We start from the raw sequence: 20,589 nt of genomic DNA, 5'->3' as shown, positions 1-20,589 counted from the left end.
CAATCCGTTTACGAAAAAGGAAAAAAATGACTGTTATCGAATTATTTCAAAAATTATTAAGATTTAAATCAATAACTCCTAATGATGATGGAGCTTTTGATTTTATAGAAGAGTATTTAGGTGATACTTGGTCTTGCATAAAAGTAGATATGGAAGGTGTAAAAAATAGATTCTATTATAAAAAGTTTGATGATACACCACAACACTTATGTTTTGCAGGTCATATTGATGTTGTTCCAGTTGGAAATGGCTGGGAAGTTGATCCTTTTGCCGCTGAAATTTGTGATGGTGTAATTACTGCACGTGGTACGCAAGATATGAAAAGTGGAGATGCTGCTTTTTTATATGCCTGTAAACATTCACAAAACTTCAAAGGAACTTTATCTATCTTAATGACAAGTGATGAAGAAGGTGAGGGAACTTATGGAACTATAAAAATGCTTGAACATCTAAAAGAAATAGATTTTATTCCTGGGTTCGCAGTTGTGGCAGAACCTACTTGTGAAGAAGTATTTGGAGATGCAATAAAAGTAGGGCGACGTGGAAGTATAAACGGATATATAACTATAAAAGGTAAACAAGGTCATGCTGCCTATCCTGAGAAATGTATAAATCCAGTTCATAACTTTGCTCATATCTTGCCTAAAATAGCAGGTCATAACCTTGATAATGGAGATGAGTATTTTGCCCCATCAAAGATGGTAATAACTGATATAAGAGGTGGTATGGAAGTTACAAATGTAACACCAAATGAGTTAAAACTTATGTTTAATGTAAGAAACTCAACAAATACAACAAGAGAATCAGTAGAAGAGTTTATTCATAAAAATCTTGAAGGCTTAGAGTATGATTTTAAAACAACTCAAGGCTCTTTTCCTTTTGTTACAAATAAAGAATCAAAAGTAGTAAAAGCTATGGAAAACTCAATAGAAAAAGTATTAAATATAAAAACAAAACACTCAACAGCTGGTGGAACATCTGATGCTAGATATTTTGGAGCATTTGGTATAGAAGCTATTGAGTTTGGTGTTATCAATGATACTATTCATAGTGTTGGGGAGCGAACAACAGTTAAAGAAGTGGAAGATTTAACTAAAGTTTATATGGATTTGATTAAGAATTTTTAGAAAGTAGAATATGGATTTTCGTAGTAAACTATATTTAATTTTTGAAAAGCCAACAAGACATAGGTTTGGTGTATTTTTTCAAGTATTAATATATTTAAATATTCTTATTAGTATAACTGTAATGTTTCTTGAAACAGAAAAAACATTAAGTGAATATTCTAATACTTTCCAAAAAATTAATATGATTAATATTTTTTTATTTACTATTGAATATATATTGAGAATTTATTCTAGGAAAAAAAATAGAGTGAAATATATGTTTACTCCTTTTATGATTATAGATTTAATTGTATTATTGCCTTTTTATTTAACAATTTTTAATATTGATTTAGGTTTTTTACGAGGTCTTAGAGTTATTAGAATATTTAAATTATTTAGATTAGCAAAGTTTAATGAGTTTGATAAGATAATAATTGAAATCTTTAGAGAAAAAAAAGAAGAGTTTCTTTACATTGTCATAGCAATATTTGTTTTATTATTTACTTTAACTCCTTTAGTTTATTTTGTAGAATCAAAAGCTCAACCAGAAGTATTTACAAGTATGTCAACTACATTGTGGTGGGCTGTTACAACTTTTACTACTGTTGGTTATGGAGATATGTATCCAATTACTACATTAGGTAGAATTCTCACTACTTTTGTAAGTGCCTTAGGAATTGCTTTTTATGCAATTCCAGGAAGTATTTTTACTAGTAGTTTATTAGATAAGATAAATGAGAAAAGAAGAAAAAGAAAAATAAAGTGATTAATATTAGTAGAATTAATGATGATAATTTAGACAAACCCATATGGCGATATATGGGCTTGATGAATCCTAAGACTAGATTAAGATAAGAACTTTTTACAATTCAAATAAATTATAGTAATACACATTACAGTAACTTATATTACTATAAAGAGTTTAGAAGATATGTACTTTGTACAAAGTAAGAAGGATTAAATATGGCTTTTATAAAAGAAGAAAAAGAGAAGTTATTACAAGTAAAGTTTGTAGGTGAAACTGTAATAAAAAGATTTGAACAAGCTGGAATAAACTCTTTGGAACAGTTAAGTAAAAGTAGTGTTGAAGAGATTACAGATATTGTTTCAGATATTTTAAATAGTACTTGTTGGAAAAACTCTCCACAAGCAAAAAAAGCTGTTCAAAATGCAATAGATTTTGCAAAAGAGTATAAAAAAACTAACTAGAAGATAAAAAATCTTCTAGTTTTTAACTGTTTTTAAACCTTTTGTTTCATCTATTCCAAGCATAAGGTTCATACATTGAACTGCTGCTCCTGATGCACCTTTCCCAAGGTTATCAAGTCTTGAAATGATTACTAAATCTGTATCATTTTCATAGACAGAAATTTCTAAACTATTTGTATTATTACATTTCATAGGATTTAATAATCCTGCGTCAAGATAAGTTTCATTATCTTCTATAATATTTATAAAAGTTTCATCTTTATAGTAATTTTTATATAATTCTAAAATCTCTTTTCTTGATATTTCTTTTTGAAAATCTTTTTTTGCTAAATAACTCATTACAAGCATACCTTGTTTGAAATTACCTACACTTGGAGTAAAGATTGGTGCTTCATCAAGTTCTAAAATATATTTCATTTCTGGTAGGTGCTTATGATTAAGTGAAAGAGCATAAGGTCTTTGACCTCCAATATCTTCAAACTTTCCATTTTCATAATCTTCTATCATAGTTTTACCACCACCACTAAAACCAGTGATTGAATGGCAAATTAGTTTTTGAGAATTTGCTAATAGTTTATTTACAATTAGAGGTTTCATCGCTATGATTAAACCACTTGCATGACAACCTGGTACACAAACTCTAGTAGAATTTTTTATTTTTTCTCTATTATTTGAAGTTAATTCAGGCACTCCATAAGTCCAAGTAGGATTTGTTCTGTGAGCTGTACTTGCATCAATTACTTTAACTTTATCATTTGTAATTAAACTAACTGATTCTATTGAAGCAGCATCAGGAAGACATAAAAAAACTAAATCAGCACTATTAAGAAGTTCTTTTCTTTTATTTATATCTTTTTTTTCTTCTTCTTTTATGCTTAATAGTTCAATCTCTTCTCGATTTTCTAGCATTTCATGGATTTTTAGTCCTGTTGTTCCATGTTGTCCATCAACAAATATTTTATATTTCATTATTACCTCAAAGTTTGTTATAATTATTTTTAATAGTTTATCCAAAAGCTTCTTTTTTGTGATTTAAGCTATTGAAAAATATATAAAATAGAGAGAAAATGAAAAGAGAAATACCTAACTTGTTTTTTTCATGTTTTAATTATGTTCAAAAAGAACCTCAATATAAAAATGAAGTGTTATTAGATACAAATACCTTGATTCTAGTGAAAAAGGGTACAAAAATTTTGCACTTAGAAAATGAAGATTTGTCAATTGATGAAAAACATTTTTTATTTTTAAAAAGTGGTTCTTATATTATGAGTGAAGTTTTAGATGAGTATTATGAAGCAATGCTATTTTCTTATGAGGATTCTGTATTACTTGATTTTATGTTTAAATACAATATTTCTTTTGAAGATGAAAAAAATATAAAAGAAATAGAAGTTTTAAATTTAAAGAAAACTGATGAGTTAAAAATACTTATGGATTCAACTTGTCACTATATAAAAAGTTCTAATGAAAATAAAGAAGAAATAATAAAATTAAAACTTGAAGAAGCTTTTTTAAATGTTTTAAATAGCCCTTTATCTAAAGAGTTTAGAAGTTTTTTGTTTTCAATTTATAAAAATAATCATTTTAAAGCATCTATAGAAAACAACAAAATTTAGATTATTTCTAATATTTTTTTTGATTATTATAGTTTATAATAACATCATCTTACAAAAAGGAAAAAAATGAAAAAAATATTACTTGCCTTAACTTTTATAGCAGTAAGTGTTTTTGCACAAAACTTTACTTTAAAAAGTGATACTTTAAAAGGTCAATTAACAAAAACACAAGAATTTAAGGGCTTTGGTTGTACTGGTGAAAATGTTTCTCCTGATTTATCATGGGAAAATGCTCCAAAAGGAACAAAATCTTTTGCTGTAACAGTTTATGATCCAGATGCTCCTACAGGTTCTGGATGGTGGCATTGGGTAGTTTTTGATATCCCAAAAGATAAAACGACTTTAGAAACAGGATTTGGTTCTAAAGAGCATAAAAATATAGTTCAAAGTATTACAAATTATGGTAAAAGTGGTTTTGGTGGTGCTTGTCCTCCTAAAGGAGATAAAGCTCATAGATATATTTTTACAGTATATGCTTTAGATACAGATAAATTAGGTTTAGATAAAAATACTAATCCAGCAGTAGTAGGATACTATTTAAATAGTCATACTCTTGCAAAAGCTTCACTTATTTCTTATTATGGAAGATAATATATTGCCTTTATAAGGCAATATATTACTTTTTTTCATTCTCAAAAACTTCTTTTGCTGCAAATAAACCATTTAAAGCAGAAGGAAAACCACTATAAACTGACATTTGCATTATGATTTCCACAATCTCTTTTTTTGTCAATCCTACATTTAATCCTGCTTGAATATGTACTTTTAATTGAGGGCTTGCATTTCCCATAGCTGTAAGTGCTGCAATAGTAGCTATTTCTCTTGATTTTAAGTCTAATTCTTTTCTACTATAAACATCTCCAAATGGAAATTCAATTAGTAAATCAGCAAAGTCTGGGGCTATATCTTTTAATGATTTAACCACATTTTCACCAGCACTACCATCTACTTCTTTTAGTTTTTCCCAACCTATTTTAAATCTTTCTGATTTCATTTCTAATCCTTTTTGTGTATCTTCTGCAAGTGATATTGTTTGTAAAATAACTAAAATACAAAGAACAATAATCTTTTTCATCTTTACTCCTTTTCATTTTTGATATAAAAATAGTAACAAAAAGGATAAATTTTTATGATGTAAGATTCAAATAAAAAATTATAAAAATCAAATATTTATTGATTTTCTATATTTTAAAGGAGTTGTATTTTCTCTTTTTTTAAAGAAGTTTATAAAATAAGAAGGCTCTTCAAAACCTAAACAAAAAGAGATATCAGAGATATTATAAGTTGTGTGTTTGAGTAAAACCTTTGCTTCTTGCATAACTCTTTGAGCTATTAGTTCAGAGGTTGTTTTATTTGTATTCTCTTTTAGAACTTTATTTAAATGATTTGTATGAATATTTAATTGTCTTGCAAAATCTGCAGCACTTTTTAGCTCTAGTCTTTGGTAAATAGATTCAATAGGAAATTGCCTTTGAAGAAGTTCATTAAAAAGTAAATATATTTTTGATTTTTTTTCTTCTTTTTCTAAATCTATTATAGAAGCAGGTTGTATTTTCATAGCATAATGAATAAGCTCAAAAACTAAGTTTTTTAAAACATCTTCTTTGTAAGTATAGTCTGAATTTATCTCTTCAAGCATTTTAAGATAAATCTTTTCTACTTCCTTACGTGCAAAATCATCTAAGATAAACACTTTGTTTTGATTTGTTTGAAATACAGGATAATCTCTTATTTGACCAAATTTATTAAAAAAAGATTCTGTAAAAATACAAAAGTATCCGTCTTGGTTTTCATCTAAAGGCTCCCAACTATATGGAACTAAAGGGTCTGAAAACATTAAAGCATAATTGTCACTTTGTACAGTTTTATCTGCATAATTAATTTTGATTTTACCTTTTAATAAAGTGATTTTAAAATAATCTCTTTTATTGTAAGTTATTTGTGAAGTTGTGCCGTTGGCTCTTTTAAAAACATTAAAATGACCAAGGAAATTTTTAGGGATATAATCCAATTTGTTTCTTTGGTAAAATTCTTTTATTTTTTCTAAATGATTCATAAATTAATAATACAAAAATTATGATAAAAATTTAAGGTAAAATAATACTAAAAATAGCACCATCTTCATTATTCTTCACATTTAACTTTCCATTCATATGATTTTCTATAATAGTTTTACTCATATATAAACCTATACCTAAACCTTTGTCTTTTGTTGTAAAATAGGGTTCAAAGATTTTATCTAGGATTTCTTTTTTTATTCCTCCAGCATTATCTATGATTTGGATTGTGATTTCTTTATTTTTTTGAAGATTAATTTTTATATTAGCATTTTTCTTGTTTTTTTCAATTAATTCATCTTTCGCATTATTAAGAATATTAAATAAAACTTGTAAAAACTCCCCTTTATAAGATTGTATAATAATTTCTTCACTAGCATTTAGACTTACAGTAATGTTATTTGTTTTTAATATACCACTTAGTAGTTGAATTACCTCATTAATAGCATTATTTATGGAAAAGTTTTCTTTTTGTTTAGTTACTTTAAAAAAGTTTCTAAAATCATCAATTGTTTCTGACATAAAATTTAATTGCATAGTTGCTTCATTTGTTTTTTTATAAAAATATTCTTGAGTTAATCTATCTTTTTCAAAAGAAGTTTTTAAATTCATAAAAATATATGAAATGTGAGTTAAAGGTTGTCTCCATTGATGAGCAATATTACTTATCATCTCTCCCATTGAAGCTAGTTTACTTTGATGTAATAAAAGTTCTTTTTGTTCATTTTTCTCTTTTTTTAATATACTCATCTTATAAGATAATGCAAATGCTAAAATTAGTGATTCTAAAGGTGAAATAAAATGCATTAGTAAGCTTGGATTAATAGTTATACCTTTTTGAATAAAATAAAATTCTAACTGTATAAATAAAAAAGACAATATTAAAAGACTCCATGCTAACAAGTAAAAGAGTATAGGAAAATTATTTTTTTCATAACATCTTATAGCAGCAATGATATATATCACTAAAAGGCTTGATAAAGGGGCACTTTCCTCAAAAAAATAAAAATTAAAAAGATGTCCACTTAACAAGTTTATTATAAAAATGTATATTGAAAGCTTTAATATAAAATGGATTTTTGGACTTTTATATTTGGTATTTAAAAAGTGTTGTGTAAAAAGATTTGAAAATAAGAAAAAAGAAAAAAGTATGATATCCATCATAGTTTTATTACTCGATAGTTCTTTTGATAATACTGAAAAGAGAATAAATAACATTGATAATTGTGTTAAAGAGTAAAAAATATAGCTTTTTTCTTTATTAAATATGTATAAAGCTAAGTAATATAAAAATGCAGCAAAAACTATACCATAAGCTACCCCATATAATTTATTCAAAAACATCTGTTTTGAAATAAATTCATTTTTTTCATAAATATTTATATCAAAATCTGTATAATTTAGAAAATCTTTATTGTTTATATCTATTGGTATTTTTAAAAATAAAATATTATATGGACTATTCATAGAGTATTCAATAATTGAGTCTTTATTTAAAGAGGAGATATGTATACTTTTATTAAACTCTAAAAGTTCTACTTCCTTATTAAACTCTAATATTTTATTTTGGTTATTTAGTTGGGTATTATCTAAAGATATTTTAAGATAATGATTATCTTTTGTACTAATTATTACAGGTAGATTTATTGTTTTAAAATCTTTTGATTTTTTTATGTCTTCAAGGTTTGAATAACTTTTTGTTGGAGTTAGTATTTCTATACTTTTTATGATATCTGCATTTAAAAAGTTTAATATAAGAAATATATATATAGGAAGCTTTATCATTTTACTCATTTATTTGATAACCTATACCAGATACATTTTTAATAGCTTTTTTTGAGATTTTTTTTCTTAGTTCTTTTACAATTGACCTTAAGGCATTATCACTCATCTCTCCATTCCAAATTTTATCATTAAATTCAGAATATTTTACAACTCTATTACGGTTTGTAATAAGAAGTTTTAAAAAAGAAAGTTCTGTTTTAGTCAATATTATTTGTTTTTCTTTATAAAATAGAGAATCATTAAAAAGATCAAAAGTAAAAATTTTATCTATATTAAAAATAGATTTCTCTTCAATTATATTTTCTATACATAATTTTAAAACAGGCAATAAATTATCTTCTGAAAGTGGTTTTACTAAGTATTTAATTAAACCTAACTCTATAGCTTCTAGTAAATAAGAAGTTTCAAGAAAAGCTGTTGCAACTATAATTTTGCTTAATTTGTCTTTTTGCCTAATTCTTTTAATCATATTAAGTCCATTAAGTTTAGGCATTTTAATATCTGTAATAATAATATCAGGTTTATATTTATTATATTTTATTAAACCATCTTCTCCATCTTTTGCTTCATAAACATTATCACAATAAAATTTTAAATACTCAACAGCATTTTCTCTAATAAAATCTTCATCATCAATATAAAGAATCTTAAGTTTTTTTAATCTATTTATAGTTTCTCCTTTTTGTTATATAAATATTATACATAAAAATTATGGCTAAAAAGTGTGAACCCCCATATTTCCACATAAAATTTAAATATACTTTTTTAAATAAAAAGGACAAACATGAAAAGAGTAATATTTTTATCTTTATTGGTAAGTACATTATGTGCAAAGGAACAAAACTATATTGAATTAGGTGGTGGAATTTTTAAATCTAAAGATAATTTTTCTACTGAATCAAAAGGAACTATTTTAAAATATGAAAATGCTGAATCTGATACAATGGCAAATCCTTATATAGGCTTTTATTATGGTTATGATGTTAATGACAAAATTAATATCTATACAGAATCTGGTATGGGTGGACTTAGTTTAGGTAGTGAAATAGAAGTTAATAAGGGAACTTTTGATATAGGAATAAATATCGATTTATTGGCTAAGGAAGAATGGGAAAATCCATTTTTGATAGCTTCAGAAAGAAAAGAAACAGATACAAATGAAGTGGGAGCATATATTGGATATAGTATGCATTTAAATGAAGATATTATGACAAAGCTTAAATATAAGTATAGTAATAAATCCTATGATAAAGAAAGTGTATTAGATGTATTAAAACGTGAAGGAAATAGACATGGAATCTCTTTAGAAACAAGTCATATAATAAATAAAAAATTAGCTTTAATATATAATATCAATTATGAAAAATATTTTGCTGAGGGGAAAGCTAGTTCTTATAATAGCTATGGATTAGATTTTGGAGTAATGACTGAAATAAATAGATATTTAGAATTAATGTTATTAACAGAATATTCAACAAAAGAGTATGAAGAGATTAATCCTATTTTTAATGAAACAATTGAAAGTGATAGTTATGGTATTATAAGTGAATTAAAATGGAAACAACCCTTGAATTATAAAAATACTTATTTAAGTTTTAAATTAGGATATAAAAAAGAAAATGCAAATATAGATTTTTATAATAAAAAAGATATTTTTAGTTTTATTAGTATAGGGTATCAGTTTTAAGATATTTTTTATAAATACAATAAGGTATAAATAAAAATATGAAAAAGATATATGAAATACAAACAGAAAAATTAAGATTAAGACAGTGGAAAGATAGTGATTATAAAGCTTTTGCAAAAATAAATTCAGACAAAGATGTAATGAAATATTTTCCAAATATATTAACTCAGAATCAAAGTGATGAATTAGCAGATAAGTGTCGTTTTCTTATCTCTATTCAAGGTTGGGGATTTTGGGCTGTTGAAGAGAAATCTACAAAAGAGTTTATAGGCTTTGTAGGATTAAATAAACCTGGATATGATTTACCTTTTAATCCTTGTGTCGAGATAGGATGGAGGTTAGATAAAAAATATTGGGGGAAAGGTTATGCTACTCAAGCAGCCAAAGCAGTTTTGAATTTTGCTTTTGAAGAATTAAAGTTAGAAGAGGTTTATGCTTTTACTTCAGTACTAAATAAAAAGTCATATCTTGTTATGGAACGAATTGGTATGAAAAATACTAACAATAATTTTTTTCATCCTTTGCTTCCAAAAAATCACAGTTTAGCAGAGCATGTTTTATATAAAATTACAAAGGAAAAAGAAATGAATACTTTATTATAAATTCAAGGATAAAATTTAAAAAAATACAATTATCCTTGATCTTTTATAGCATAATCAAGGAATTTCAATGCAACATTTACAAATAAACAATCTTTCTTATAAATATTTACATAATGATATTTTAATAAATTTAAATTTAGAGTTTACAAATGGTTTTACTTCTATTGTAGGACAAAATGGCTCAGGTAAGACTACTTTGTTAAAGCTTATTTCGAAAAAATTAAAAGCAAATACAGGAACAATAGTTGGTAATAATTTAGTATATTATTGTAAGCAAAAAATGTATTCTTTACCTGATAATTTTGAAGAGTTTAGAGAGGACTATAGAAGCAAAAAATATAAATTACAAGAGTTATTGGGTATAGAAGATGAGTGGCTTTATCGCTGGGAGTCTTTAAGTTTTGGAGAGAAGAAAAAAATACAAATAGCCATTGCTCTTTATAGTGATGTTGATATCTTGCTTTTAGATGAGCCTACAAATCATTTAGATATTTCTACAAAAGAACTAGTAATAAAAGCACTTACTACTTTTAATAAAATAGGAATAATAGTTAGTCATGACAAAGAAGTGTTAGACTCTTTATGTACTCATACTATTATCATAAAAAATAAGATTTTTTATAAGTACAATACTTTTTATTCACAAGCAATAAACGAGTTTAAAAAAGAACAAGACAGTTTGAAAAAAGAGTTTGAAAAACAAAATCAAAAGATTAAATCTTTGCAAAAAAATATTCAAAGTCAAAAAGAAAAAGTTTCTAAAAGTAAATCAAGACTTTCAAAAAAAAGTATTGATAAAAAAGATAAAAGTTTAAAAGAAAAAATAAACTTAGCAAAGCTAACAGGAAAAGATAAAAATGATTCAAAAAAAGTAGATACTTTTAATACAAAACTACAACAATTAAATTCACAAAAAATTAATTTAGATAAAGAGTATAAAAAAGGAATAGCAATAGAACAAATATCAAGTAAAAATGATATTTTCCCTTTTTTTATTGAAGAGGGTAGTATAAAACTAACAGATAAAAAAACTTTGTTTTATCCTGAACTTTGTATAAATAAAGGAGATAAAATAGTTCTTTTGGGAGACAATGGCGTGGGGAAATCTACTTTTATTAAACAAATAGTTTCAAGACTAAACTTAGATGAAATATTGTTTCTTCCCCAAGAAATTGACTTAAAAAAAGCACAAGAGTTATTTGAAGAGATAAATAATTTATCTAATGAAAAAAAAGGAGAACTTTTTACTTTTATAACAAGATTGTCTTCAAATGCTAAAACTCTATTAAATAATGACTTTCCAAGTTCTGGGGAGTTAAAAAAGTTATTGTTTGCTAAAGCCTTATTAGAAAATATAGCTTTTATGATATTAGATGAACCTACTAATCATATGGATATTGATTCAATTTTATCTTTGCAAGAGGCTTTAAAAGAGTATAAAGGTACAGTTTTATTTGTAAGTCATGATTTGCATTTTATAAAGAATATTAAAACAAAAACTTGGAAAATTTCAGAAAAAAGTCCATCTAATTTTAATTTAGAGGTTTTAATATGATAAACTTACAAACAAAATAATGAAAGAGAAAAAATGAAAGTAAAATATTTAGAAAAATTTTATGTAGCAGGTATTAGTACAAGAACAAATAATGAAATAGAATTTAGTGAAGAAGGTAAAATTCCAGCTTTATGGCAACAGTATGTGGATGAAAATATAGAAAGTAAAACTTTCAATAAAGCAAAAAATATGGCTATGTATGGAGTTTATAATAAATATGAAAATGATGTAAACTCTGATTATGATTATACAATTGGAGTAGAAGTTACAAAACCTAAAAATGCCATTACTATAGAAAAAGATAAATATTTAGTATTTTCAAAAAAGGGTGAATTTCCTGAAGTAGTAATAGAAACTTGGAAAGAGATATGGGCTTATTTTGAGTCTGAATCTTGTGAATATGAACGAGCATATAATTTTGATTTTGAAAAATATGCAAAAGAAGATGAGATAGAAATATATATTTCTATTAAATAAGGCTTTATCTAAAGGAGTAATTATGATAAATATGATTTATGGAACAGCATGGAAAAAAGAGAATACTGCTTCTTTAGTAGAAGAAGCTCTTTTAAGTGGTTTTAAAGCCATAGATACTGCTTGTCAGCCAAAGCATTACAGGGAAGATTTAGTTGGAGAGGGTTTAGAAAATGCCATTAAAAAAGGTATTAATAGAAAAGATATATTTCTTCAAACAAAGTTTACTCCTATATCTGGACAAGATAGAAATAATATGCCCTATGAAGCTAGTGATAATGTTTTAATTCAACTTGAAAAATCTTTTTATAAGTCAAAACAAAATCTAAAAACAGATTTTATAGATTCTTATCTTATTCATTCTCCCTTTGCTCCTTTAGAGGATTTATTAAAAGTGTATAAAACTATGGAAGAGTTTGTTACTTCTGGTGAAGTAGGGCAAATAGGTATTTCAAATTGTTATGATTTGAATTTACTTGCATATCTTTATGATACTGCAAAGGTAAAACCAAGTGTAATTCAAAATAGGTTTTATAGTGAAACACAATATGATAAAGAAATAAGAGAGTTTGCAAGACAAAGAGGTATTGTATATCAAAGTTTTTGGTCACTAACTGCAAATCCTCATTTACTAAAACTTACAGAAATTCAAACATTAGCAAAAAACTATAAACGAACTGTACCTCAAATTTTTTATAAGTTTTTAAATCAAATAGGAATAACCCCTCTTAATGGAACAACTTCAAAAACTCATATGATAGAAGATTTAGATATAAAAAACTTTTCACTAGAAGAAGATGAAGTAAATTCAATACTTCGATATATATAGTTACCTTCACATATGTAAACAAATTTATATTAAGTTAAAAAATATTAGTAAATATATTTATGAAGAAAGAGTATTATTTTTTTTTAATTCTTTTCTTATACGACTCAAATGAGTAGGTGAGATACCTAAATATGATGCTATATAGTATTTAGGAATTCTATTTATAATGTTTTTAAATTCTTCATTAAATTTTTCATATCTTTTTTTGGCATTATCAAGAACAAGAGAAGAACCTATATCATCTCTTTCTAATACCCAATGTTTTTCTAAATAAAAAATATGGAAAAATTTTAAATCATCATATTTTTCTAAAAGTTTTCTATATTTATCATGTTTAATATCTATAACTATTGAATCCTCTATTGCTTGAACTACTGCATTTATGGATTTTTTATATAATAGTGCAACCATTGGTCCATAAAATTTAGTTTCCCAGAAAAATTTTTTTGTATATTCTTCTGCTTTTTCATTAAATGAAAATGTCCTAAATAAACCTTTATATACATAAGAAAAAGCATCTACTTTATCATAAAGTTCAAAGGCATATTCATTTTTTTTTATTTCTTTTATAATACATATATTTTTAAAATCTTCCCAAGTTTTTTCTGAAATAGGATAATAAGAATCCAAAGTTTTTTTAAGTGAGTTAAATATTTCTTCTGTACTTGTATTCATAAATAATCTTTAATATTTTAGAAAGGATATTACAAATTTATTTAAAAATCAACCTATGTATATGACAAAAATAAATTATTTTGATAATCTATATCAAAAAAGGATATTTTATGTCAAAAACATTATATGCACATATCTTAATTTTATTTGCAACGTTTATATCAGGAGGATCATTTTTAGTATCTCAAAAATTATCAGGATTAATTAATCCTATTTCAATTAATTTATTAAGATTTTTAATAGCAACTTTAACTTTACTCCCTTTTATATTTTTAAAAAAAGAGTATAGAGTAAAACTTATTTCAACTTTTAAAAGAGCATTTATAATAAGTTTTTTTTACACATCTTTTTTAATAGGAATGTTTATCTCTTTAGAATATACAACTGCTTTAAATACAGGAGCAATATTTACCCTTGTACCCTTGCTTACTGCTTTATTATCAATGATGTTTTTTAAACAAAAAATTCCAAAAAAACAATATATAGTATATTTCTTGGGAATTATTGGAACTTGTATTGTGGTATTTAAAGCAAGTTTACAACTTTTTTTGTCACTTACTTTAAATAAAGGTGATACATATTTCTTTATTTCTATTTTATTTATAGCTATGTATTCTATTTGTGCAAAATATTTTTATAAAGAAGATGATGAGTTATTTGTTTTAGTTTTCCTGACATTAGTTGGTGGTTGCATTTGGATGTCATTTGCTTTAATTATATTTAATGTACCTTTACAATGGGATAGAATCAGTAGTGATGATTTTGTTTCTTTAGGGTATATTAGTATACCTGCAACTTTGGTTACTGCTTATTTATATCAAAAATGTACAGTGATTTTAGGACCTAAGAAAATTATGGCTTATACTTATTTAACTCCTGCTTCAATTGCAATACTTATGTTTATCGTATCTTCTCAAGTTTTAAGTTATTGGGTAATTATGGGTATATTGATATCTACTTTTTCTACCATAATACTTTTAATAAAAAGTTAATTAAAAAGGGAATCTTTCCCTTTTTTTAAATTTATCACAAAAAGCATTTTAATGGAGCAATTATATATTACTTATAGCTTTTTGATTTCCAAAAAGAATAATACAAATTCCTGTAAATACAACTAGTGAACCTATAATATCCCATTTATTAAAAGCTTGTTTTTCTACAAAAAACAACCAAGCTAATGAAGAGATAATATAAATACCTCCATAAATAGCATAAGCTCGTCCAGCAAATTCTAAGTTTATTTTTGTAAGTAAATAAGCAAAAAGAATCAAAGAAATTACTCCTAAAAAGAGCCAAAAAGATGATTTTTCAAGTTTAAAAACCATCCAAAAACTATAGCACCCTAATATTTCAAAAAAAGCTGCTAAAAAATATATTGCAAATTCTATTACCAAGTGAATTCCTAAATAGTTATTTAGTATTGAAAATCATTACTAAATGGAACTATATTAGAAGTCTAGTTAAAACTTTCTAAAATTATTATCTTATAAATTTTAACCAATAAGCTTCTAAAGGATATAAAAATACTATAGTAATTAAAGCTGTGAGCAATACTACTTTTAACATATATTTTTGTTTTATTCCAGATAATGCAAGTCCTACTGCTAAAGGAGGAGCTTGGAAAGGAAAAAATACATTAGAAAAAGCTGCAACTTGCATCATGAATATTTCATCTAAGCTAAAACTACTTATTGTACTTAAATGTTCGGCAATAGGTGTATATATGGCTGGAATAGTTGGTTGGGTAATTATAATACCACTTAAAGACATAAGTAAAGTTAATTTGATATAGTCAAAAACTTCGTACTTTGAAGGTTCATAAAGATTTACAAGTTGTAGTAAACTATCTTTAATATAATCATTATTTGCAACAACACTTCCTAGACTAATAATTGCTGCTACAAAAATCAATGATGAAAAGTTTACTGTGTTAATATCTTTTGCTTTTATGATATTTATACTTGGATATGCTAAAAATAAAATTCCTATAATAGCAATAACACTTGGTGGTATTTTATGTATAAAATCACTCAACCAAAGAAGCAATAAAATACTTAATGTTATCATCACTATTTTTTCATTTTTACTATAAGTAGTATTTTCTTTTTCTATTTTATTATCTTTGATATTATCTTTAAAAAATAGATAAATCAAACTCACAATAACTATATTTTTTATAAAACCTAAAATAAAGAAATTTGCTAATAAATAGTGAGAAAAAAGCAACTCATAGTCATATATTTCTTTTGTTAAACCACTTAAAATCATATTTGGAACATTTGCAGGTAAGATAGTAAAAGCAGGAATTGAACTACAAAGAATAAAGCTTAGTAAAATTCCAATATACCCTTTGTCTTTTTCTTCAAAGCCTAAAGCTTTGGCAAGGCTAATAGCAAAAGGAACTAATAATACAATTCTTACTACACTTGAAGGCATAATAAAACTAAAACCAAGAGAAAGAGCAGATATTAGAATCAAAATCTTTAGATAAGTCATATTTTGTATAAAAGCAAAGAAGTTAGTAAATCGCTTGTTTAATTCTACATTTTTAATAGCAGTTGCAATTAACATTCCTGCTACAACTAGCCAAAAAGCAGAAGATGAAAACCCTGAAAAGATTATCTCTTTGGTACTTAAAGAAAAGACTAAACAAGTAAATAAAAATATTAGTGATGAAAAGTATAGGGGAACTATATTTGTAGCCCAATATATTATTGTAGTAAGGATTAAAGATATAAGTAGTAAATCTTTTTGTTCTTCAATAAAATTAAATAGTGATAAATATAAAAATATGGGGATAACAATAAAAGCAATATTTTTAAACATTTTTTTCCTTTTGCATTTTTTGTGAATTTTAGCATTTTCAAGAAATTATGTATTGTAATATTTTGAACAATTTTAAATACTTTTATATTTTGTTGGTGTTATTCCATGATATTTCTTAAACTCTTTTGTAAAATGTGCTTGGTCATAAAAACCACATTCTTGAGCTAAAGAAGAGAGATTTTGATACTCTTTTAAGAGTTTTGTAGCTTTTGAAACCTTAAGAAAGTTTATAAATGTTTGAGGTGTTAAACCAATAGTTTTAGAAAAAAGTCTATGAAAATAATAAGGATTCATTTTCATAATATTTGCCATTTCATAAAAAGTTAGTTCTTTTATATCATAGTTTTCTTTTTTAAGATATTCAAAAAGCACTTCAAATTTCTCATTTTCTATGGTTTTGATTTTTTCTTTATATGTCATATATTTTTCACAAAATAGATTTATAAAGTTTATGATTTCATCATTTGCAATTTTTTCAGAACTTAAAGTTGTAGAAATAAGCTCTTTTAAATACTTAGATAAGTCATCATCTTTTATAAAATATTTTTTGAAAGTTACATTACTTTTTGAACAAATACTATTTGCTACTTCTTCAAAAAGTTTTTTAGGTATAAAACAAGTTAGATATTCCCATTTATCCTCTATTTCAAAAGAATTACAAGAATGAACAGTGTTTGGAGGTATTAAACATAACATATTTTTGTTTACTTCAAAATCTTTATTGTCCATTGAAAAAATACTTTTCCCTGCTAAACAAACTCCAAGCATATAGTTATTTTCATGGATATGTTTTGAAAAAGAGTGCTTTTTATTCATATATTTAAAAATAAGCTTGTTTTCTTTAAAAGAAATTTCTTTCATTATTGATGATTTTAACATAATTATTTTTCTTTTAGTTCTTTTCTTATTCGACTTAAATGAGTTGGAGAAATCCCCAAATAAGAAGCAATATGATATTGAGGAAGCCTTGAAATAATATGTTTATATTCTTCTTGAAATCTTTTATATCTTTCTTTTGCATCTTCTAATACTAAGGAATAAGCACTTTCATCTTTTTGTAATATCCAGTGTTTTTCTAAATATAAAATATGATACATTTTCAAATCATCATATTTTAAAAGTAGCTCTCTGTATTTGTCATGTTTTATTTCTATTACAATAGAATTTTCTAAAGCTTGAACAATAGATGTAAGAGGTTTATTATTTAATAAAGCAACCATAGGACCATAAAGTCTAGTTTCCCAAAAAAAGTTTTTAGTATATTCTTCTCCTTTTTCATTTAAAGAAAAAGTTCTAAAGAGTCCTTTATATACATAACTTATTTCATTAACTTTATCATAAAAATCAAAAGCGTATTCATTTTTTTTTATATTTCTAATTTTACAAATTTTTTTTAATTCTTCCCAAGTCTCTTTAGAAAGTGGAAAATAAGAATCCATAGTTTCTTTTAAAGAATCAAAAACTTGATTATTGTTTATATTCATTATATTACTTATAAATTTTTTTCTTAGCATATAAGAATTTTTGTAAAAAATCAACATAAGTAAATGACAATATAAAATTATTTATATATTCTTCCATTAAAAAAAGGAAAGATTATGTCAAAAGATTTAAATGCACATTTGATTATATTAGTAGCAACATTTCTAGTTGGTGGTTCATTTATTGTCTCCCAAAAATTATCAGGAATAATAGATCCTATTTCTATAAATTTATTAAGATTTATTATTGCATCATTAGCTTTAGCTCCTTTTGTATTTATAAAAAAAGAGTTTAGAAAAAAAGTGATTCCTACTTTTAAAAGAGCGATGATAATTAGCTTTTTTTATTCAGCATTTTTTATTGGTTTATTCACTTCTTTAGAATATACCACAGCATTAAATACAGGTACAATTTTTACTTTAGTTCCTTTATTAACTGCATTTTTTGCAATATTTGTTTTTAAACAAAAGATATCTTCTAAACAATACTTGATTTATTTTATAGGAATTATTGGTACTTCAATTGTTGTATTCAAAGGAAGTCTTGATATGTTTTTATCTTTGTCCTTAAATAAAGGAGATATTTTATTTCTTTTTTCCATTTCTTCAATGGCTTTATATTCTATTTGTGCTAAATTTTTTTATAAAGAAGACGACAAAATGATAGTTTTAGTTTTTATGACTTTAGTTGGAGGTTCTATTTGGATGGCTCTTGCTTTATTTTTTCTAAATATTCCTTTAGAGTGGAATAAAATTGATAATACACAGTTTTTATATGTAGCATATTTAAGTATAGCCGCAACTTTGATTACTTCTTATTTATATCAAAAAGGTACAGTAATTTTAGGACCAAGAAAAGTAATGGCTTATATATACTTAAACCCTGCAACTATTGCAATTTTATTATTTGTTTTTGAATTTAAATTAATAAATATTTGGATGATAATAGGAATACTAATTTCATCTTTTGCTACTTTCATTTTATTAAAAGATAATATTATTGTAGCAAGTGTAAAGAAGTAGAACTTTTCTTAATAAGATAATTCTAAAGTAAAATAATTTATAATAATGATTATTAAAACTATGTAAGTGGGTTTTTTGGGAAAATGATTGAGCATTATGATGAAATATTTTATTATATTCAAAGGCTAACAGGTGATAAAATTTTAGCAAAAGATTTGACCCAAGAAACCTATACAAAAGTTTTAGAAATAAGTAAAAAAGAAGATATTACTATCAAAAAAGCATACTTATATAAAGTTGCACAAAATTTAGTAATAGACAAAGTAAGAAAAGATAAAACTCTTCCTCAAACTTCATATGAAGAAGACCAACACTCTATCCCTGATAAAGAGAAACCAGAAGAAATAGTTTCAGATGAACTTAGACAAAAAAAGTTAAAAGAGTGCATTAAAAAACTCTCAACAAAAAACAAAAAAGCCTTTATGCTATATTATTATAAAAATTATACAAGAAAAGATATTGCAAAAATTATGGGTATTAGTACAAATGCTGTTGAAAAAAATATCTCAAGAGCCATTTTAAAGATAAAAGAACAAATGGGAAATGATTATTAATGAATTTAAAAACACAAATAAATGAAAAAGCAAATCAATGGCTTATGAAAGAAAAAGAAGGTTTGACTTTAGAAGAAGAAAACCAGTTAAACCTTTGGCTTGAAAATATCCATCATAGGACAGCTTATGATGAAAATAAAAAGTTAATAAATGAGTGTATAAATTTAGATAATGATTTTTTAAAAGAGCTTGAAGATGAAATAACAAAAGAAGAAAAAGAAGCTAATTTATTTTACAAAAGTAGGTATTTAATAGCTTCAATAGTTATTGCCTGTTTAGTTGTTTTTTCTTTATTTAAGGTAAATAACTATTATTTTAAAGCAAACTTTTCTCAAGACTACATAACAGCAAATACCAAAGAACTGAATATAAAGTTACCAGATAATTCTACAATAGATTTAGATGTAAAAACACAAATAGAAGTAAAATATTATAACACAAAAAGAACAGTAACTCTTAATAGTGGTAAAGCTATGTTTAGTATAGCCAAAGATAAAGAAAAACCATTTTTAATAAAAACAGGAAATATAGTAATTGAAGTTTTAGGTACAAAATTTGAAGTTGTACATTTAAATAATATCATAAAAATAAATGTCTTAGAAGGGCTTGTAAAAGTAAGTCATATTTATAATTCATATGGAAAAATGGAGACTTTAATCCAATTAAAAAAAGCAGATACTCTATCTTTAGATGAAAATGGCAAGTTTCTAAACCATGAAGAATTAATAAATATAAATGAAATAGCAAATTGGAAAAATGACATAATAAAATTTGATAAAACAACATTAAAAGAAGCTTCTTCTTTATTTGAACGGTATTCAAATAAAAAGATGAAATTTGAAACTTATGAATTATCTCAACTAAAAATATCAGGAAAGTTTTCTACTTTGAAGTATGATACTTTTTTAGAAGCAATTGAGTTAATATATCCTATTAAAATTCAAAAAGATAATGATGTTATAAAAATAACTCAGAAGTAAAACCTTATTTAATCTTTCTACAAAAATTAACAAATTTTAAAATTTGTTAAAAAAAAGTGTCCGTTTTTTTCAGTTCGTTCGTTTAATGTTTAGAGATAATAACAATTCTCAAAATTATAAAAAAGGAACA

Annotated in this window: 24 protein-coding genes; 14 read left to right on the top strand and 10 right to left on the bottom strand. The window is 24.6% G+C overall.

The window, feature by feature from the left end; all coding sequences use genetic code 11:
• The first annotated feature begins 26 nt into the window (after positions 1-26).
• From dapE to CP965_RS03510, 3 genes are all read left to right on the top strand, one after another.
• The gene (gene dapE / locus CP965_RS03520; protein WP_129060672.1) at positions 27-1,127 is read left to right on the top strand and encodes a succinyl-diaminopimelate desuccinylase; all 1,101 of its coding nucleotides are present in this window, start codon (positions 27-29) and stop codon (positions 1,125-1,127) included.
• 10 nt (positions 1,128-1,137) lie between these two features.
• Complete coding sequence (locus tag CP965_RS03515) at positions 1,138-1,872, top strand: ion transporter (protein ID WP_129060671.1); 735 nt, start codon at positions 1,138-1,140, stop codon at positions 1,870-1,872.
• Positions 1,873-2,069: 197 nt separating this feature from the next.
• The gene (locus CP965_RS03510) at positions 2,070-2,315 is read left to right on the top strand and encodes a helix-hairpin-helix domain-containing protein (protein ID WP_129060670.1); all 246 of its coding nucleotides are present in this window, start codon (positions 2,070-2,072) and stop codon (positions 2,313-2,315) included.
• A gap of 15 nt (positions 2,316-2,330) precedes the next feature.
• Here CP965_RS03510 and argC read toward each other — a convergent pair whose 3' ends face one another.
• Positions 2,331-3,329 carry an N-acetyl-gamma-glutamyl-phosphate reductase gene (argC, locus tag CP965_RS03505; protein ID WP_323807962.1) on the bottom strand — a complete coding sequence of 333 codons (999 nt, stop codon included), beginning with the start codon at positions 3,327-3,329 and terminating at the stop codon, positions 2,331-2,333.
• Between the two features lie 53 nt (positions 3,330-3,382).
• On the opposite strand from argC, the gene CP965_RS03500 reads away from it, so the two are divergent.
• Positions 3,383-3,931: a hypothetical protein gene (locus CP965_RS03500; RefSeq protein ID WP_129060668.1), complete on the top strand. Its 549-nt coding sequence runs from the start codon at positions 3,383-3,385 to the stop codon at positions 3,929-3,931.
• 66 nt (positions 3,932-3,997) lie between these two features.
• Positions 3,998-4,522 (top strand): YbhB/YbcL family Raf kinase inhibitor-like protein, encoded by a 525-nt coding sequence (locus CP965_RS03495; RefSeq protein ID WP_129060667.1) that lies wholly within the window; start codon positions 3,998-4,000, stop codon positions 4,520-4,522.
• Between the two features lie 25 nt (positions 4,523-4,547).
• Here CP965_RS03495 and CP965_RS03490 read toward each other — a convergent pair whose 3' ends face one another.
• From CP965_RS03490 to CP965_RS03475, 4 genes are all read right to left on the bottom strand, one after another.
• Positions 4,548-5,006, bottom strand: coding sequence for a carboxymuconolactone decarboxylase family protein (locus tag CP965_RS03490; protein ID WP_228712662.1), 459 nt, complete (start codon positions 5,004-5,006; stop codon positions 4,548-4,550).
• Positions 5,007-5,093: 87 nt separating this feature from the next.
• Positions 5,094-5,942 (bottom strand): helix-turn-helix domain-containing protein, encoded by an 849-nt coding sequence (locus CP965_RS03485; protein WP_228712661.1) that lies wholly within the window; start codon positions 5,940-5,942, stop codon positions 5,094-5,096.
• A 76-nt stretch (positions 5,943-6,018) separates the two neighbouring features.
• A complete protein-coding gene (locus CP965_RS03480; protein WP_129060665.1) occupies positions 6,019-7,782 on the bottom strand; it encodes a sensor histidine kinase in 1,764 nt (587 codons plus the stop codon).
• Positions 7,775-8,410, bottom strand: coding sequence for a response regulator transcription factor (locus CP965_RS03475; RefSeq protein WP_228712671.1), 636 nt, complete (start codon positions 8,408-8,410; stop codon positions 7,775-7,777). The genes CP965_RS03480 and CP965_RS03475 overlap by 8 nt, the downstream gene beginning before the upstream one ends.
• Positions 8,411-8,557: 147 nt before the next feature.
• Here CP965_RS03475 and CP965_RS03470 point away from each other — a divergent pair, with 147 nt between their 5' ends.
• The 5 genes from CP965_RS03470 to CP965_RS03450 all read left to right on the top strand — a co-directional run bounded on the left by CP965_RS03470 (position 8,558) and on the right by CP965_RS03450 (position 12,920).
• Positions 8,558-9,460 carry a surface lipoprotein assembly modifier gene (locus tag CP965_RS03470; protein ID WP_129060663.1) on the top strand — a complete coding sequence of 301 codons (903 nt, stop codon included), beginning with the start codon at positions 8,558-8,560 and terminating at the stop codon, positions 9,458-9,460.
• A 38-nt stretch (positions 9,461-9,498) separates the two neighbouring features.
• A complete protein-coding gene (locus CP965_RS03465; RefSeq protein WP_129060662.1) occupies positions 9,499-10,062 on the top strand; it encodes a GNAT family N-acetyltransferase in 564 nt (187 codons plus the stop codon).
• A gap of 67 nt (positions 10,063-10,129) precedes the next feature.
• Positions 10,130-11,617 carry an ATP-binding cassette domain-containing protein gene (locus CP965_RS03460; protein WP_129060661.1) on the top strand — a complete coding sequence of 496 codons (1,488 nt, stop codon included), beginning with the start codon at positions 10,130-10,132 and terminating at the stop codon, positions 11,615-11,617.
• A 33-nt stretch (positions 11,618-11,650) separates the two neighbouring features.
• Positions 11,651-12,094 carry a GyrI-like domain-containing protein gene (locus tag CP965_RS03455; RefSeq protein ID WP_129060660.1) on the top strand — a complete coding sequence of 148 codons (444 nt, stop codon included), beginning with the start codon at positions 11,651-11,653 and terminating at the stop codon, positions 12,092-12,094.
• A 22-nt stretch (positions 12,095-12,116) separates the two neighbouring features.
• On the top strand, positions 12,117-12,920 hold the full coding sequence (locus CP965_RS03450) for an aldo/keto reductase family protein (RefSeq protein WP_129060659.1): 804 nt from the start codon (positions 12,117-12,119) through the stop codon (positions 12,918-12,920).
• A gap of 57 nt (positions 12,921-12,977) precedes the next feature.
• Here CP965_RS03450 and CP965_RS03445 read toward each other — a convergent pair whose 3' ends face one another.
• A complete protein-coding gene (locus CP965_RS03445) occupies positions 12,978-13,595 on the bottom strand; it encodes a Crp/Fnr family transcriptional regulator (RefSeq protein ID WP_129060658.1) in 618 nt (205 codons plus the stop codon).
• 110 nt (positions 13,596-13,705) lie between these two features.
• Here CP965_RS03445 and CP965_RS03440 point away from each other — a divergent pair, with 110 nt between their 5' ends.
• The gene (locus CP965_RS03440) at positions 13,706-14,587 is read left to right on the top strand and encodes a DMT family transporter (protein WP_129060657.1); all 882 of its coding nucleotides are present in this window, start codon (positions 13,706-13,708) and stop codon (positions 14,585-14,587) included.
• Between the two features lie 60 nt (positions 14,588-14,647).
• On the opposite strand, the gene CP965_RS03435 is transcribed toward CP965_RS03440, so the two are convergent.
• The 4 genes from CP965_RS03435 to CP965_RS03420 all read right to left on the bottom strand — a co-directional run bounded on the left by CP965_RS03435 (position 14,648) and on the right by CP965_RS03420 (position 17,905).
• Complete coding sequence (locus tag CP965_RS03435; protein ID WP_206732236.1) at positions 14,648-14,989, bottom strand: YnfA family protein; 342 nt, start codon at positions 14,987-14,989, stop codon at positions 14,648-14,650.
• An 85-nt stretch (positions 14,990-15,074) separates the two neighbouring features.
• Positions 15,075-16,421 carry an SLC13 family permease gene (locus tag CP965_RS03430; RefSeq protein ID WP_129060656.1) on the bottom strand — a complete coding sequence of 449 codons (1,347 nt, stop codon included), beginning with the start codon at positions 16,419-16,421 and terminating at the stop codon, positions 15,075-15,077.
• A 72-nt stretch (positions 16,422-16,493) separates the two neighbouring features.
• Complete coding sequence (locus CP965_RS03425; protein WP_129060655.1) at positions 16,494-17,300, bottom strand: AraC family transcriptional regulator; 807 nt, start codon at positions 17,298-17,300, stop codon at positions 16,494-16,496.
• A gap of 2 nt (positions 17,301-17,302) precedes the next feature.
• Positions 17,303-17,905: a Crp/Fnr family transcriptional regulator gene (locus CP965_RS03420; protein WP_129060654.1), complete on the bottom strand. Its 603-nt coding sequence runs from the start codon at positions 17,903-17,905 to the stop codon at positions 17,303-17,305.
• Positions 17,906-18,019: 114 nt separating this feature from the next.
• Here CP965_RS03420 and CP965_RS03415 point away from each other — a divergent pair, with 114 nt between their 5' ends.
• The 3 genes from CP965_RS03415 to CP965_RS03405 all read left to right on the top strand — a co-directional run bounded on the left by CP965_RS03415 (position 18,020) and on the right by CP965_RS03405 (position 20,459).
• Positions 18,020-18,925 carry a DMT family transporter gene (locus tag CP965_RS03415; protein ID WP_129060653.1) on the top strand — a complete coding sequence of 302 codons (906 nt, stop codon included), beginning with the start codon at positions 18,020-18,022 and terminating at the stop codon, positions 18,923-18,925.
• 83 nt (positions 18,926-19,008) lie between these two features.
• Positions 19,009-19,479, top strand: coding sequence for an RNA polymerase sigma factor (locus tag CP965_RS03410; protein WP_129060652.1), 471 nt, complete (start codon positions 19,009-19,011; stop codon positions 19,477-19,479).
• Positions 19,479-20,459: a FecR family protein gene (locus CP965_RS03405; RefSeq protein WP_129060651.1), complete on the top strand. Its 981-nt coding sequence runs from the start codon at positions 19,479-19,481 to the stop codon at positions 20,457-20,459. Before CP965_RS03410 ends, CP965_RS03405 begins: the two co-directional genes overlap by 1 nt.
• The last annotated feature ends 130 nt before the right edge of the window (positions 20,460-20,589 follow it).

It is taken from the genome of Halarcobacter mediterraneus (assembly GCF_004116625.1).
Classification (GTDB): Bacteria; Campylobacterota; Campylobacteria; order Campylobacterales; family Arcobacteraceae; genus Halarcobacter; species Halarcobacter mediterraneus.
The sequence above is the reverse complement of the archived record's forward strand: the minus strand, read 5'-3'. Positions and strand labels throughout refer to the sequence as shown.